This is a genomic window from Streptomyces carminius (genome assembly GCF_002794255.1).
Taxonomy (GTDB): Bacteria; Actinomycetota; Actinomycetes; order Streptomycetales; family Streptomycetaceae; genus Streptomyces; species Streptomyces carminius.
This window is the reverse complement of record NZ_PGGW01000069.1, coordinates 444,211-458,606: the sequence shown is the minus strand read 5'-3', so window position 1 is coordinate 458,606 and position 14,396 is coordinate 444,211. Positions and strand designations below refer to the sequence as shown.

Here is a 14,396-nt window from a genome sequence, read left to right as displayed (position 1 = left end):
GGCCGGGGCCGGGGCCGGGAAGAAGGGAAGAAGAAGGGAAGGGGGAGGACGGACGGGGTCGGCCGGCCGGCGGTCAGCGCCGCCGCGGCACCGGTACCCGTGCCAGGTCCTCGGCCACCGTCAGCCCTCCGGTGTACCCGGCCGCCCGCGCCTCGCGCGCGAACTCGGCCGGGTCGTCGTAGCGCTGCGAGAAGTGGGTCAGCACCAGGTGCCGCACTCCCGCCCGCGCCGCCACCGAGGCGGCCTGGCCGGCGGTGAGATGGCCGTACTCCTCGGCCGGCGCGGTGTCCCGGTCCAGGAAGGTGGACTCGATGACCAGCAGGTCGCAGCCCTCGGCGAGCGCGTGGACGTTCTCGCACAGCCGGGTGTCCATCACGAAGGCGAACCGCTGCCCGGGCCGGGGCTCGCTGACCTCCTCCAGGGCGACGCCGCGCAGCTCGCCCTCCCGCTGGATACGGCCGATGTCCGCCCCGGTGATGCCGCGGGCGGCGAGCCGTCCGGGCAGCATCCGGCGCCCGTCCGGCTCGGTCAGGCGGTAGCCGTAGGAGTCCACCGGGTGCGAGAGCCGGAGCGCGGAGAGGGTGTAGGCGCCGGTGACGGCGAGCGTGCCGTCCCCGGTGACCGGCTCCTCGCGCAGCTCGGCCGTCTCGCGGTAGGCGGTGGCGTACCGCAGCCGGTCGAAGAAGCGCTGCCCGCTCGCCGGGTAGTGCGCCGTGACCGGGTGCGGCACCCGGTCCAGGTTGATGCGCTGGATGACCCCGGCCAGGCCCAGCGAGTGGTCGCCGTGGAAGTGCGTGACGCACAGCCGGGTGAGGTCGTGGGCGGCCACGCCCGCGCGCAGCAGCTGCCGCTGGGTGCCCTCGCCGGGATCGAAGAGGATTCCCTCGCCGTCCCAGCGCAGGACGTAGCCGTTGTGGTTGCGGTGCCGGGTGGGCACCTGGCTGGCGGTGCCCAGCACGACCAGTTCGCGTACGGACATACGGGGTGACGGCTCCGGCCGGGTTACCCGGGGGGCCAGTTCAGGCCGCGGCCGCCGAGGAGGTGGGCGTGCGCGTGCCAGACCGTCTGCCCGGCGCCCGCCCCGGTGTTGAACACGATGCGGTAGCCGACGCTCGCGCCCCCGGGCGGGGCGATCCGCTCCTGCGCGGCGACCTCGCCCGCCGCGCGCAGCACGTCGGCGGCCAGCTCCGGGGCCGCGGCGGCCAGCGCGGCGGCGTCCGGGTGGTGCGCCTTGGGAATCACCAGGACATGGGTGGGGGCCTGCGGGTTGATGTCCCGGAAGGCGAGCGTGGTGCCGGTCTCGTGGACGACGTCCGCCGGGACCTCCCCCGCCACGATCTTGCAGAACAGGCAGTCGGACTGCGGTTCCTCCGCCACGGTGGCGCCTCCCGCTGTGGACGGTCCGGATCGGTCGGTACGCGGCGAAGCCGGTACGCGCCGAAGATCGTACCGCGCCCCGGGCGCGGCGGGCGTCAGGACCAGCGGCCGGTGCGTCCCAGCAGCAGCGCCGCCGCGGCCGTCCCCGCCGTGGAGGTGCGCAGCACGCTCGGCCCCAGCCGGTACGGCCGCGCCCCGGCCCCGGCGAAGGCCGTCAGCTCCTCCGGTGTGATCCCGCCCTCCGGGCCGACGACGAGCACCAGTTCCCCGTCCGCGGGCAGCTCCGCCGCGGCCAGCGGCTCGGCACCCTCCTCGTGCAGGACGGCCGCGAACGCGGCGGCGGACAGCAGCGGGAGCAGCTGCCGGGTGCCGGCCGGCTCGGCGACCTCGGGGAAGCGCAGCCGGCGGGACTGCTTGCCCGCCTCCCGGGCCGTGGCCCGCCACTTGCGCAGCGCCTTCGCCCCGCGCTCCCCCCGCCACTGGGTGACGCAGCGCGCCGCCGTCCAGGGCACGACGGCGTCCACACCCGTCTCGGTCATCGTCTCCACGGCCAGCTCACCGCGGTCCCCCTTGGGCAGCGCCTGGACGACGGTGATCCTGGGCCGCGGCTCCGGCTCGGTGCGCACCCCGGACACGGTGACCTCCAGGCGCTCCTTGCCCGTGACGGCCGTGACGGTGCCGAACGCCCCGGTGCCCGCGCCGTCGGTGAGGACCACCTCCTCACCCGGGCGCAGCCGCCGCACCGAGACGGCGTGCCGCCCCTCGGGCCCCTCCAGCGCCAGGACGGCGCCGGGGGCGGCCCCGACCAGGGTGCCGGGGCCGGCGACGAAGACGGGGGCGGTCACACGGCCTCCGGGCGGACGGGCGCGTCGGCGGACACGGCGGCGGGCCCACCGGTGAACACGGCGGTGGTGAACACGCCGGTGAGCAAGGCGGCGGGCACGGGCACGGCACGGGCGTACGGCCCGTCACCGCCCGTTGAACGCATCCTTCAACCGCGAGAACAGACCCTGCTGCCCCGGCTGGAACTGGCCCAGCGGCCGCTCCTCGCCCCGCAGCTTGGCCAGCCTGCGCAGCAGCTCCTCCTGCTCCGCGTCCAGCTTCGACGGGGTCTGGACCTCGACATGGACGATCAGGTCGCCCCGGCCGCCGCCGCGCAGATGCGTCACACCGCGCTGGTGGAGCGGGACCGACTGGCCGGACTGGGTGCCGGGCCGGACGTCGATCTCCTCCATGCCGTCCAGCGTCTCCAGCGGGACCTTGGTGCCCAGCGCCGCCGCCGTCATGGGGAGGGTGACCGTGCAGTGCAGGTCGTCGCCGCGGCGCTGGAAGACCGGGTGCGGGACCTCGTGGATCTCCACGTACAGGTCACCCGCCGGACCGCCGCCGGGGCCGATCTCCCCCTCGCCGGCGAGCTGGATGCGGGTGCCGTTGTCCACCCCGGCCGGGATCTTCACCGTCAGGCTGCGCCGGGAGCGGATGCGCCCGTCGCCCGCGCACTCCGGGCACGGATTCGGCACGATCGTGCCGAACCCGTGGCACTGCGGGCAGGGCCGCGAGGTCATGACCTGCCCCAGGAAGGAGCGGGTGACCTGCGAGACCTCACCGCGGCCGCGGCACATGTCGCAGGTCTGCGCCGTCGTGCCCGGGGCCGCGCCCTCGCCGCTGCACGTCGTGCAGACGACCGCGGTGTCCACCTGGATGTCCTTGGTGGTGCCGAAGGCGGCCTCGTCCAGCTCGATGTCGAGCCGGATCATCGCGTCCTGGCCGCGCCGGGTGCGGGACCGCGGCCCGCGCTGCGTGGCGGCGCCGAAGAAGGCGTCCATGATGTCCGAGAAGTTCCCGAACCCGGTGCCGAAGCCGCCGCCCCGGCCCGCCCCGGCGCCGCCCATCGGGTCGCCGCCCAGGTCGTACATCTGCTTCTTCTGCGGATCGGAGAGCACCTCGTAGGCGGTGTTGATCTCCTTGAACCGCTCCTGGGTCTTCGGATCCGGGTTCACGTCCGGGTGGAGCTCGCGCGCGAGCCTCCGGAATGCCTTCTTGATCTCGTCCTGCGAGGCATCGCGCTGCACGCCCAGGACCGCGTAGTAGTCCGTCGCCACTTACGACTCCGCGAGGATCTGTCCGACGTAACGTGCCACTGCGCGTACCGCTCCCATCGTTCCGGGGTAGTCCATGCGGGTCGGTCCGACCACACCGAGCTTGGCGACCGCCTCGTCGCCCGAACCGTAACCGACCGAGACGACCGACGTGGAGTTCAGCCCCTCGTGTGCGTTCTCATGACCGATTCGCACCGTCATGGTGGAGTCCTCGGTCTCTCCCAGCAGTCGGAGCAGCACGACCTGCTCCTCCAGCGCCTCCAGCACCGGCCGGATCGTCAGGGGGAAGTCGTGCGCGAAGCGGGTCAGATTGGCGGTGCCGCCGATCATCAGCCGCTCCTCGGTCTCCTCCACCAGTGTCTCAAGAAGCGTGGCGAGCACGGTGGAGACCGTCCCCCGGTCCTCGGCGTCGAAGGACTCCGGCAGGTCCTGCACCAGCCTGGGCACCTCGGAGAAGCGCTGGCCGACCACCCGGCTGTTGAGCCGGGCCCGCAGATCCGCCAGGGACGCCTCGGAGACGGGGGCGGGGCAGTCCACCACGCGCTGCTCGACCCGCCCGGTGTCCGTGATCAGCACGAGCATCAGCCGCGAGGGGGCGAGCAGCAGCAGCTCGACATGGCGCACGGTCGAACGGGTCAGCGAGGGGTACTGGACGACCGCCACCTGCCGGGTGAGCTGCGCCAGCAGCCGCACCGTGCGGCCGACGACGTCGTCGAGGTCGACGGCGCCCTCCAGGAAGTTCTGGATCGCCCTCCGCTCCGGCTTGGACAGCGGCTTGACCCCCGCCAGCCGGTCGACGAACAGCCGGTACCCCTTGTCGGTCGGGATGCGGCCCGCGCTGGTGTGCGGCTGGGCGATGTAGCCCTCGTCCTCCAGGACCGCCATGTCGTTGCGCACCGTGGCCGGGGAGACCTGCAGGTTGTGCCGCTCGGTCAGCGCCTTGGAACCCACCGGCTCCTGGGTGCCGACGTAGTCCTGGACGATGGCGCGCAGCACCTCGAGTCTGCGTTCGCTGAGCACTTCGGCGCACCTCCCGTCCGGCCGTCTTTCCGATTGCTTCTCTGGCACTCTCGGCAGGTGAGTGCCAGTTCCCCTGAGCCAGTGTACGGCCGGTGACCACGGCCAGGGCAAGGGCGGCGGCCGAGCCGGGCACGGAGCGGAGCGGCCCGCCCCCGCCGCCCGGCGGGCACGACCGGCCCGGTGGCGCTAGCGTCGCCGTATGGACGCCGGATGGGAAGAGCTCGCACCGGGAGTCGTACGTCACCGTCTGCCCGGCTGGGACCACACGGTCGGCGCCGTCGCGGGCGCCGAGGGGGTGCTCGTGGTGGACACCGGGGCCTCGCTGCGCGAGGGCGCGCGGATCCGGCGGGAGCTGCGCGGCCTGCTGGGCCGTCCGGCGACCCATGTGGCACTGACCCATCCGCACTTCGACCACGTCCTGGGCACGGCCGCCTTCGCCGGGGTGGAGGTCTACGGGTCGGTGGGGTGCGACGAGTGGCTGGCGCGCTCGCGGGACGAGCTGCGGGACGACGCGGTGCGGCACGGTGCGGACCGGGAGGAGACCGCCCAGGCCGTCGACGTGCTGGTGTGCCCGCACCACCGGGTGCCCGGCGAGCTGACCGTCCCGCTGGGCGGCCGGGAGGCGCTGCTGGTCAACGCCGGGCCCGGGCACACCGCCTACGACCTGGCCGTCCTGGTGCCGCCCGCCGGCCCCGGCGGGCGGCCGGTGGTCTTCTGCGGCGATCTGGTGGAGGAGTCGGGCGAGCCGCAGGCCGGCCCGGACGCCCATCCCGTGCACTGGCCCGCCGCCCTGGACCGGCTGCTGGAGCTGGGCGGCGAGGACGCGGTGTACGTGCCCGGACACGGCGCGGTGGTGGACGCCGCCTTCGTGCGCGCCCAGCGCGACGGACTGGCCCGGCGCTTCGGCGTTTCGTGAGGCCGCGCGCGTAACACAATGACCGCATGCGCAGCAGACAGTACGGTCCCGACCTGACCCCGCCCTGGAAGCGGAGGTGTCCCGCGCCCGAGGTGCCCGCCGAGCCGGACCTGGTGGTGGAGGAGGTCACCACCGGCTTCTGCGGGGCCGTGGTGCGCTGCGAGAAGACGGCGCAGGGCCTCACCGTCACGCTGGAGGACCGGTTCGGCAGGCACCGGGTCTTCCCGATGGAGCCGCGCGGCTTCCTGCTGGAGGGGAAGGCCGTCACCCTGGTGCGGCCCAGGGCGGCGGCCCCGCCCGCCCCGGCCGCGCCCCGGCGCACCGCCTCCGGCTCGCTCGCCGTGCCCGGCGCCCGGGCCCGGGTGGCGCGGGCCGGGCGGATCTACGTCGAGGGGCGCCACGACGCGGAGCTGGTGGAGAAGGTCTGGGGCGACGACCTGCGGGTCGAGGGGGTCGTCGTGGAGTACCTGGAGGGCGTCGACGACCTGCCGGCGGTCGTCGAGGCGTTCGGCCCCACCCCCGACGCCCGGCTGGGGGTGCTGGTGGACCATCTGGTGCCCGGCTCGAAGGAGTCGCGGATCGCCGCGCGGGTGACCGGCGAGGACGTGCTGGTGGTCGGCCATCCGTACGTCGACGTCTGGCAGGCGGTGAAGCCGTCCGCGCTGGGCATCGACGCCTGGCCGGTGATCCCGCGCGGCCAGGACTGGAAGACGGGCGTGTGCCGGGCGCTGGGCTGGCCGGAGAACACCGGCGCGGCCTGGCAGCGGATCCTGGGGTGCGTGCGCAGCTACACGGATCTGGAGCCGGGACTGCTCGGCCCGGTGGAGCGGCTGATCGACCACGTCACGGTGGGCGGTCCCGCCGGGCCGTGACCCCGCGCCGCCCGGCGCCGGTGCCCGGTACCGGAGCGGATGCCGGACAATGGACGGCATGCCCTCCGCACCGCCCGACGGCGAGCCCGTCCCCGCCGACGGGTCCCTGCCCGCGTCCGCCCTGGCGGGCGCCGCCGACCGCCCGCTCGGCTTCTACCTGCACGTGCCGTACTGCGCGACGCGCTGCGGCTACTGCGACTTCAACACCTACACCGCGAGTGAGCTGCGCGGCACCGGCGGCGTGCTGGCCTCCCGGGAGAACTACGCGGACCTCCTGGCCGAGGAGGTGCGGCTGGCCCGCAAGGTACTCGGGGACGATCCGCGGCCGGTGGAGACGGTCTTCGTCGGGGGCGGCACGCCGACCCTGCTGCCCGCCGCCGACCTGGGGCGGATGCTCGCCGCGGTCCGTGCCGAGTTCGGGCTGGCCGAGGGCGCCGAGATCACCACGGAGGCCAACCCGGAGTCCGTGGACCCGGCGTACCTGGCCGCGCTGCGCGAGGCGGGCTTCAACCGGATCTCCTTCGGCATGCAGAGCGCCCGGCGGCACGTCCTGGCCGTCCTGGACCGCACCCACACCCCCGGCCGCCCCGAGGCGTGCGTGGCCGAGGCCCGCGCGGCGGGCTTCGAGCACGTCAACCTGGACCTGATCTACGGCACCCCGGGCGAGAGCGACGACGACTGGCGGGCCTCCCTGGACGCCGCGCTCGGCGCCGGGCCGGACCACGTCTCGGCGTACGCCCTGATCGTCGAGGAGGGCACCGCGCTGGCCCGCCGCATCCGGCGCGGCGAGGTGCCCATGACCGACGACGACGTGCACGCCGACCGCTATCTGATCACCGAGGAGATGCTGTCGGCGGCCGGTCTGGCCTGGTACGAGGTGTCCAACTGGGCGACCGGCGAGGCCGCCCGCTGCCGCCACAACGAGCTGTACTGGACCGGCGCCGACTGGTGGGGCGCGGGCCCGGGGGCGCACAGCCACGTCGGGGGTGTCCGGTGGTGGAACGTCAAGCACCCCGGCGCGTACGCCCAGGCGCTCACCGAGGGCCGCTCACCGGGCGCGGGCCGCGAGGTGCTGGACGACGCCGACCGGCGCGTGGAGCGGATCCTGCTGGAGCTGCGGCTGGTGGACGGCGTGCCGCTGGACGTACTCGCCCCGGCCGGTGCCCGGGCCGCCGGGCGGGCGCTGGCCGACGGACTGCTGCGCCCGGACGCCTACGAGCGCGGCCGCGCGGCACTCACCCTGCGCGGCCGGCTGCTGGCCGACGCGGTGGTGCGCGACCTGGTGGACTGACCACGCCCGCCCGGCCCCGCCCGTACCGCGGACGGGCCGGAGGACGCCCCCGGCGCGGGCTTCCCGGCCCCCACCGGGGTGTGCCCCGTGCCATGTCGGCCGGAAGCGCGAGCAGGCCCGTCACGAGTGCTTCCGGCCGTCTTGCGATCACCTTCCCGGTCTCCGGGCGGGGGACTCCGGCACCGGACGCCGCTCCTTGACCGACAGGCCCCGCCGGTCGCGGTACCGGACGGTTCTCGTCCGGTCTCATCCGGACCGCGGGCGGGCCGGAAGAAGACGCCCGAGGCCCGGTCCCGGGCGTCGCGGCGCGCGCCGGGGAAGGACGGTGAGCGGTCCGGGGCGACTGACAGATCACCGCCGGTGTGGTTACGATGCCGGGGATGAAGAACTTCTCCTCGTGTGGATTGGGGGAATCGTTCGCTCAGGGTGAGTGCTGATGGCACCTCACCCCGCGAACGGGATTCCGACCCGCCTGTCGATGTGGCGGCGCGTACGTGAGTACGCCGTGCCACCGTCCATGATCGAGAAAGCGACCGCGCGCCGCGCGGTCGGCGACTGGGCGGGGGCCTGCGCCGCCGCCCGGATCGACGTCGATCTCGATCTGCGCGCCGTGCGCGACCGCCACGGCACCGATGTCCTCACCCGGCTCCGTGCGGACCTGCGCCGGCTGGCGCCGGACCTGCTGCGCTGGCACATGCCCCGGATCGCGCCCGACGGGCGGCTGCGGCCCGGCCTCACCGTCTGCCTGGCCCGTTACCGGGACCCCGGTGCCACGCCGCCGCAACTGGTGGTGCGGACGCCGCCGGCCTGGGCGGACGCCGGGCAGCGGATGTCCCTGACCCTGTGGGAGGGGCCCGGGAACGGCCCCTTCGGGCACCATCCGCACCCGCACCCCGACCGGCGTTTCCGGCTCGACCTGCACCGGCACCTCTGGGACTCCGCGCGGAGCGGCGAACTGGCCCGACGGTGCGGTGCGGACGGGGCACCGCCGGCCGCGGCACCGCCCGGCCCGCCCGGCCGGCTTCCCGTTCACGACTCCCCGTGGGCGGTGGCGCGCTGGGCCGCCGAGGCGGAGCTGCTGCTGCGGGCCGAGGGACGGCCGCGCGGAGCGTTCACCGTGCGGCTCGGTACGCGCAGGCGCGCCGTGTTCGAACTCACCGCCCCGGACGACAGCCATGCCCCGGTGTTCCGGCCGCCGCGGGAGGCACTGCCTCCGCAGGAGGCCGCGGCGCTTCCGGTGCTGCCGGAGGCGGCGGCCCGGGTGCCGCCGGACCTGGAGCTGCTGCGGGCCGGGCTGGTCACGGCCGGGCGGCTGCATCCGCTCGTCGCCGCGGCACTGGCACCACACGGCCCGGCACCTGCGGCCGGCCCCGTCACCGGCACCGCACCCGGGCCCGGCGATCCGCACCGGGTGGAGTGCCGGGGCGAGACCCACCGGATCGCGCTCCGGCACGGGGTGCTGACGGCGGTCGACCACGACCCGGCCCAGTTGCGCCGGGAGGAACTGCTGGTGGCGCTCGGCGGACCGGCACTGCCCTGCCTGCGGGTGATCGACGCGGCGCACCGCAGCCCGGAGGCGCTGCCGGCGGTCCGGGAGCGGCTCCGCCACGGCGACGTGGCCGGGGCGCTGGCCGTGGTCGAAGGGCTGCTCGGCCCCGATGCGGTCCTGCGCGACGGGCCGCTCCGGGAGGAACTGGAGTCGGCCGCGGCCCGCCGCGTCGACCACGGACTCTTCCGCTCGGGGCTGGTCACCGTGCATCCCGGTGCCGCCGTACCGGGAGGCGGGAACGCCCCGGGGGCGGGGCGCTCGGCGGCGGGCCGCCGTCCCCGGCCCGACCGCCGTACGCCTTCCGCGCCGCGCCGCAAGCGGAGCAGCCGGGCCCGGCCCCGCACCGGCCTGACCCGCTGACCGGCCACCCGTTCCACCCGAACCCCTCTCCCGCGCCGCGCGTTTCCGCGCCGCACACCCCCATGACGTCCGGGACGGGCTGCCCCGTCCCCCCTCCCGCCCCAGGTGATGCCCATGTCCTCCAGCACACCCACGCCCCTGTCCGCCCCGGTCCCGGCTCCGGCCGCCGGCCCGTCCGGGACCGGCACCCGTCTCGCCGTCTCCGACGGCCTCCTGTCCCTCCTGCGGACGACCACCACCGAGCCGCGCCCCGACGAGCAGCTCGAAGCACTCACCCTGGCCGTCGCGGCCGACCTGCCCGTACTGCTCTGGGGCGAGCCGGGCATCGGCAAGACCGCCGCCCTGACGCAGCTCGCCGCCTCCCTCGGTCTGCCGCTGACGACCGTGATCGCCAGCGTCCACGAGCCGTCCGACTTCTCCGGGCTGCCCGTCCTGGGCGACGACCCGGCGGTACGGGGGGTGCCGATGGCACCGCCGCAGTGGGCCGTGGAGCTCGCGCGGGCCGGGCGGGGGCTGCTCTTCCTCGACGAGCTCTCCACCGCCACCCCCGCGGTCCAGGCCGCGCTGCTCCGGGTCGTCCTGGAGCGGCGGGTCGGCGCGCTGCGGCTGCCGCCGGGCGTCCGGATCGTGGCCGCCGCCAACCCGCCCGCGTCGGCGGCGGACGGGTGGGAGCTGAGCCCGCCGCTGGCCAACCGGTTCGTGCACCTGCACTGGACGCACGACCGGGAGGTGGTGGTGCGCGGGCTGGGCGGGGTCTGGCCCCGGGCCGAGCTGCCCCGGCTGGTGCCGGAGCGGCTGCCGGAGGCGGTGGCCTTCGCCCGGCGCGCGGTCTGCGGCTTCCTGACGGTCCGGCCGACGCTGATCCACCGACTGCCGGGCACCGAGGCGCGGCGCGGCGGTGCCTGGCCCTCCCCCCGGAGCTGGGAAGCCGCGCTGACCCTGCTGGCCTTCGCCACGGCGGCCGGTGTCTCCCGGGAGGTGCTGGCACTGCTGGTGCGGGGCGCGGTGGGGGACGGGCCGGGGCTCGAACTCCTCGCCCACCTGGACCGGATGGATCTGCCGGACCCGGAGTCGCTGCTGGCCGATCCGGCCGCCGCCGAGCTGCCGGCGCGGGGCGACCTGCGTCAGGCGGCGCTGGAGGCGGTGGTGGCCGCCGTCGGGGCGCGGCCGGAGCGGGCCCGGTGGGAGGCGGGCTGGGCGGTGCTGGTCCGGGCCCTGGAGACCGGTGCCCCGGATCTGCTGGTCGCCCCGGCGAAGGCGCTGGCCGCGCTGCGGCGCGACGACTGGGAGGTGCCCGAGGCGGTGGAGCGGCTGGCCGGCGTGGTCGGTCTCGCCCGGCGGGCGGACCGGTCGGTGGAGCGGGTGGCGGCGTCCGGTACCGGGCCCGCGGCGGGGGTGCGCCGGTGACGGGGGCCGCGGAGCGCCCGCTGCCGCGCCCGGTGCCCCGTCCCGCGCCGCCGCGCCCGGTGCGGGCCGCCGTACCGGAACCGGCCGGCTCCGGCCGCCCCGCCGGGACCGGCCTCCCGCTGGACACGGAGAAGCTGCTGGCCGCCCGGCTGCACGCGGTGACGGTCCGCCCCTACCTGGCCGACGCGCTCTTCGCGCTGCACGTGGTGGCGGACCGGTCGGTGCCGACGATGGCGGTGGACGCGCACTGGCGCTGCTACGTCTCCCCCGGCTTCGTGGCGCGCACCCCGGTGGAGGAGCTGGCGGGCGTCTGGGTGCACGAGGTCTCCCATCTGCTCCGGGACCACCACGGGCGGGGCGAGAGGTACGCGCGGGAGCACCGGGAGCAGGGACCGGGCGGTCGGGGCGGGCCGGGGATCCCCCCGGCCGGGGACCAGGGGAGGCTGCGCCGGAACATCGCCGCCGACTTCGAGATCAACGACGACATCTACGGCGACGGCCTGCCCCTGCCCACCGGGGCGGTGCTCCCGTCGCTGCTGGGGCTTTCCGACGGGCTGCTGATGGAGGAGTACCTGCGGACGGCGTCGCTGTCGGGGCTCACCGCGGAGCCGGCCTGGCTGGACTGCGGCAGCGGCGCCGACGGGCAGGACCGGCCGTGGGACCTGGGGCCCGCCGGGGCGCACGGGCTGAGCAGGCAGCAGCGGGACGCGGTCCGCTTCCGGATCGCGGAGGGGATCAGGGGCCGGCCGGGCGACGCCCCGGAGGGCTGGCGCCGGTGGGCGGACGAGGCGTTCCACCCGCCGCAGCCGTGGCGGCAGCTGCTGGGGGCGGCGGTCCGCTCGGCGATGGGCGCGCCGGGGGCGGGCGAGGACCACAGTTACCGGCGTCCGTCCCGGCGCTCGGCCGGCGTCCCCGGGGTGCTGCTGCCGAGCCTGCGCCGTACGCCGCCCCGGGTCTGCGTCGTGATCGACACCTCCGGGTCGGTGAGTGACGCCGAGCTGGGCGGCGCGCTGCTGGAGGTGGCGGCGATCTCACGGGCGGTGGGCGGGCGGCGCGACCTGGTCTCGGTGATCTCCTGCGACGCGGCGGCCGGGATCGCCGTCCCGCTCTGCCGCGCCGAGGACATCGAACTGGTCGGCGGCGGCGGAACGGACCTGCGCTCCGGTTTCACCCGGGCGCTCCGCTCCCGGCCCCGCCCGGACGTGGTCGTCGCCCTGACGGACGGCCAGACGCCGTGGCCCTCCGCGCGACCGCCCTGCCGTACCGTCGTCGGCCTCTTCCCCCGTCCCTCCCCCGCCGTGGACGAGGAGGACCCCGAGTACGTCCCGGGCGCCCCGCCGTCCTGGGCCCGTGTCGTCACCATCGGCTGAGGGGCGGCGGCGCCCGGCGCGGGGCTGGACGCGGCGGCGCCCGCGCCGGGCGCCGCCGCCCGGCTCACTTCTCGCGGGCGCCCTCGTACATCTCCTCGATGAGGTGGCCGAACTTCTTCTCCACCGCGGGCCGCTTCAGCTTCAGGCTCGGGGTGAGCTCGCCGTGCTCGATGTCCAGGTCGCGGGGCAGGACGCGGAACTTCTTGATCGTCTGCCAGCGCTGGAGTCCCTCGTTGAGCTGCCGCACATAGCCGTCGACCAGCTCGCGCACCTCCTCGGAGGCGACGACCTCCGCGTAGCCGCGCTGCTCCATCCCGTGCTCGGCCGCCCAGCCCATCAGGGCGGGCTCGTCGAGCGCGATGAGCGCGGTGCAGTAGTTCCGGTCGGCGCCGTACACCAGGATGTTGGAGACGTACGGGCAGACGGCCTTGAACTGGCCCTCGATCTCGGCCGGGGCGATGTACTTGCCGCCCGAGGTCTTGATCAGGTCCTTCTTGCGGTCGGTGATCCGCAGGTAGCCGTCGGCCGACAGCTCGCCGATGTCCCCGGTGTGCAGCCAGCCGTCCGGCTCCAGGACCTCCTCGGTCTTCTCCGGCAGCCCGTGGTAGCCCTGCATGATGCCGGGGCCGCGCAGCAGGATCTCGCCGTCCTCGGCGATCCGCACCTCGGTGCCGGGCAGCGGCTTGCCGACCGTGCCGGTGCGGTACGCCTCGCCGGGGTTGACGAAGCTGGCGGCGCTGGACTCGGTGAGGCCGTAGCCCTCCAGGACGTGGATACCGGCCCCGGAGAAGAAGAAGCCGATGTCCGGGGCGAGGGCGGCGGAGCCGGAGATGCAGGCGCGCAGCCTGCCGCCGAACGCCTCGCGGATCTTGGCGTAGACGAGCTTGTCGGCGACCGCGTGTTTGGCCCGCAGCCCGGCCGGGGCGGAGGCCGTCCCGGTGCGGCGGAAGTTGTCCTGGGTGGTCCTGGCGTACTCGCGCGCCACCGCGGAGGCCCACGTGAAGATCTTGTACTTGGCGCCGCCGCCCGCCCGGGCCTTGGCCGAGACCCCGTTGTAGACCTTCTCGAAGATCCGGGGCACGGCGGCCATGTAGGTGGGCCGCACCACCGGCAGGTTCTCGATGATCTTGTCGACCCGGCCGTCCACGGCGGTGGCGTGGCCGACCTCGATCTGCGCCGCGGTGAGCACCTTGCCGAAGACGTGCGCCAGCGGCAGCCACAGGTACTGCAGGTCGTCGGGCCGTACCAGACCGGTCGCGGGGATGGCCTTGCCCATGTAGGCCCAGGCGTCGTGCGGCAGCCGCACGCCCTTGGGACGGCCGGTGGTGCCGGAGGTGTAGATCAGGGTGGCGAGCTGGTCGGAGCGGAGGGCGGCGACGCTCTTGCGGACGGCCTCGGGGTTCTTCTCCAGGTACGCCGCGCCGCGCCGCCGCAACTCGTCCAGGGAGAGCACCCAGTCCTCCGGGTCGTCCTCGGCGGCCACCGCGTCGGCGGCCTCGATGACGACCACATGGGCCAGGTCGGGCAGCTCGGCGCGGCGCTCGCGCGCCTTGGCCAGTTGCTCGGCGTCCTCGGCGATCAGCACCCGGCTGTCGGAGTCGGCGAGGATGTAGGCCGTCTCCTCCGCGTTGGTGGTGGGGTAGACGGTGGTGGTGGCCGCTCCGGCGCACAGGATGCCGAAGTCGCACAGGATCCAGTCGACCCGGGTGTTGGAGGCGATGGCCACCCGCTCCTCCGGCCGCACCCCCAGGTCCATCAGTCCCGCGGCGACCGCGAAGACCCGCTGTGCGGCCTCCGCCCAGGTGTAGGAGCGCCAGTCGTCGGGCCCCTCGCCGGAGGCGGAGGGCACCGGGTAGCGGTACGCCTCGCCGTCCGGGGTCTCCTCGACGCGCTCCAGGAAGAGGTTCGCCACCGAGGGCGGACGGTTCTCGATCAGGGACTGGTTGTCGCTCACAACATCCTCCGGGGCCCGCGACGGTGCAGGGGGGTGGCTCCAAGGCTCGGTGTACCCGGAGTACCGGGGTGCGGTGAAGGGGTCGGTATGGGTTCTGTACGGGGTCCGTGCCGCGCACTGAGGTGACTCACGAGTAACCACCGAGCGGATGGTCAGCCTAAGCGGGAAGACCGCACCGTGA

Annotated in this window: 12 protein-coding genes; 6 read left to right on the top strand and 6 right to left on the bottom strand. The window is 75.4% G+C overall.

Annotated elements, in window-relative coordinates; translation table 11 throughout:
* Positions 1-73: 73 nt before the first annotated feature.
* The 5 genes from CUT44_RS28990 to hrcA all read right to left on the bottom strand — a co-directional run bounded on the left by CUT44_RS28990 (position 74) and on the right by hrcA (position 4,496).
* Positions 74-979, bottom strand: a complete 906-nt coding sequence (locus CUT44_RS28990) for a ribonuclease Z (protein ID WP_100204913.1) — start codon at positions 977-979, stop codon at positions 74-76.
* A 23-nt stretch (positions 980-1,002) separates the two neighbouring features.
* Positions 1,003-1,377 (bottom strand): histidine triad nucleotide-binding protein, encoded by a 375-nt coding sequence (locus CUT44_RS28985; protein WP_100204912.1) that lies wholly within the window; start codon positions 1,375-1,377, stop codon positions 1,003-1,005.
* 95 nt (positions 1,378-1,472) lie between these two features.
* Positions 1,473-2,222 carry a 16S rRNA (uracil(1498)-N(3))-methyltransferase gene (locus CUT44_RS28980; protein ID WP_100204911.1) on the bottom strand — a complete coding sequence of 250 codons (750 nt, stop codon included), beginning with the start codon at positions 2,220-2,222 and terminating at the stop codon, positions 1,473-1,475.
* 123 nt (positions 2,223-2,345) lie between these two features.
* Positions 2,346-3,479 carry a molecular chaperone DnaJ gene (gene dnaJ / locus CUT44_RS28975; protein WP_100204910.1) on the bottom strand — a complete coding sequence of 378 codons (1,134 nt, stop codon included), beginning with the start codon at positions 3,477-3,479 and terminating at the stop codon, positions 2,346-2,348.
* Entirely contained in the window at positions 3,480-4,496 is a 1,017-nt protein-coding gene (hrcA, locus tag CUT44_RS28970; protein WP_100204909.1) for a heat-inducible transcriptional repressor HrcA, read from the bottom strand.
* 199 nt (positions 4,497-4,695) lie between these two features.
* Here hrcA and CUT44_RS28965 point away from each other — a divergent pair, with 199 nt between their 5' ends.
* From CUT44_RS28965 to CUT44_RS28940, 6 genes are all read left to right on the top strand, one after another.
* Positions 4,696-5,412 carry an MBL fold metallo-hydrolase gene (locus tag CUT44_RS28965; RefSeq protein WP_100204908.1) on the top strand — a complete coding sequence of 239 codons (717 nt, stop codon included), beginning with the start codon at positions 4,696-4,698 and terminating at the stop codon, positions 5,410-5,412.
* 26 nt (positions 5,413-5,438) lie between these two features.
* Positions 5,439-6,284 (top strand): DUF3097 domain-containing protein, encoded by an 846-nt coding sequence (locus CUT44_RS28960; protein ID WP_100204907.1) that lies wholly within the window; start codon positions 5,439-5,441, stop codon positions 6,282-6,284.
* Positions 6,285-6,342: 58 nt separating this feature from the next.
* Positions 6,343-7,575: a radical SAM family heme chaperone HemW gene (gene hemW, locus CUT44_RS28955; RefSeq protein WP_100205263.1), complete on the top strand. Its 1,233-nt coding sequence runs from the start codon at positions 6,343-6,345 to the stop codon at positions 7,573-7,575.
* A 436-nt stretch (positions 7,576-8,011) separates the two neighbouring features.
* Positions 8,012-9,484 carry a hypothetical protein gene (locus CUT44_RS28950; RefSeq protein WP_100205262.1) on the top strand — a complete coding sequence of 491 codons (1,473 nt, stop codon included), beginning with the start codon at positions 8,012-8,014 and terminating at the stop codon, positions 9,482-9,484.
* 114 nt (positions 9,485-9,598) lie between these two features.
* Positions 9,599-10,891, top strand: a complete 1,293-nt coding sequence (locus tag CUT44_RS28945) for an AAA family ATPase (protein ID WP_233221735.1) — start codon at positions 9,599-9,601, stop codon at positions 10,889-10,891.
* A gap of 119 nt (positions 10,892-11,010) precedes the next feature.
* Positions 11,011-12,261, top strand: a complete 1,251-nt coding sequence (locus CUT44_RS28940; protein WP_233221782.1) for a vWA domain-containing protein — start codon at positions 11,011-11,013, stop codon at positions 12,259-12,261.
* A gap of 64 nt (positions 12,262-12,325) precedes the next feature.
* Here the strand turns inward: CUT44_RS28940 and CUT44_RS28935 are convergent, their stop codons facing one another.
* Positions 12,326-14,215, bottom strand: a complete 1,890-nt coding sequence (locus CUT44_RS28935) for an AMP-dependent synthetase/ligase (RefSeq protein ID WP_100204905.1) — start codon at positions 14,213-14,215, stop codon at positions 12,326-12,328.
* Positions 14,216-14,396 lie beyond the last annotated feature (181 nt).

Coding starts and splice junctions, on each gene's coding strand:
- CUT44_RS28990 (WP_100204913.1), bottom strand. CDS start 979: ATGTCCGTACGCGAACTGGTCGTGCTGGGCACCGCCAGCCAGGTGCCC.
- CUT44_RS28965 (WP_100204908.1), top strand. CDS start 4,696: ATGGACGCCGGATGGGAAGAGCTCGCACCGGGAGTCGTACGTCACCGT.
- CUT44_RS28960 (WP_100204907.1), top strand. CDS start 5,439: ATGCGCAGCAGACAGTACGGTCCCGACCTGACCCCGCCCTGGAAGCGG.
- hemW (WP_100205263.1), top strand. CDS start 6,343: ATGCCCTCCGCACCGCCCGACGGCGAGCCCGTCCCCGCCGACGGGTCC.
- CUT44_RS28950 (WP_100205262.1), top strand. CDS start 8,012: ATGGCACCTCACCCCGCGAACGGGATTCCGACCCGCCTGTCGATGTGG.
- CUT44_RS28945 (WP_233221735.1), top strand. CDS start 9,599: ATGTCCTCCAGCACACCCACGCCCCTGTCCGCCCCGGTCCCGGCTCCG.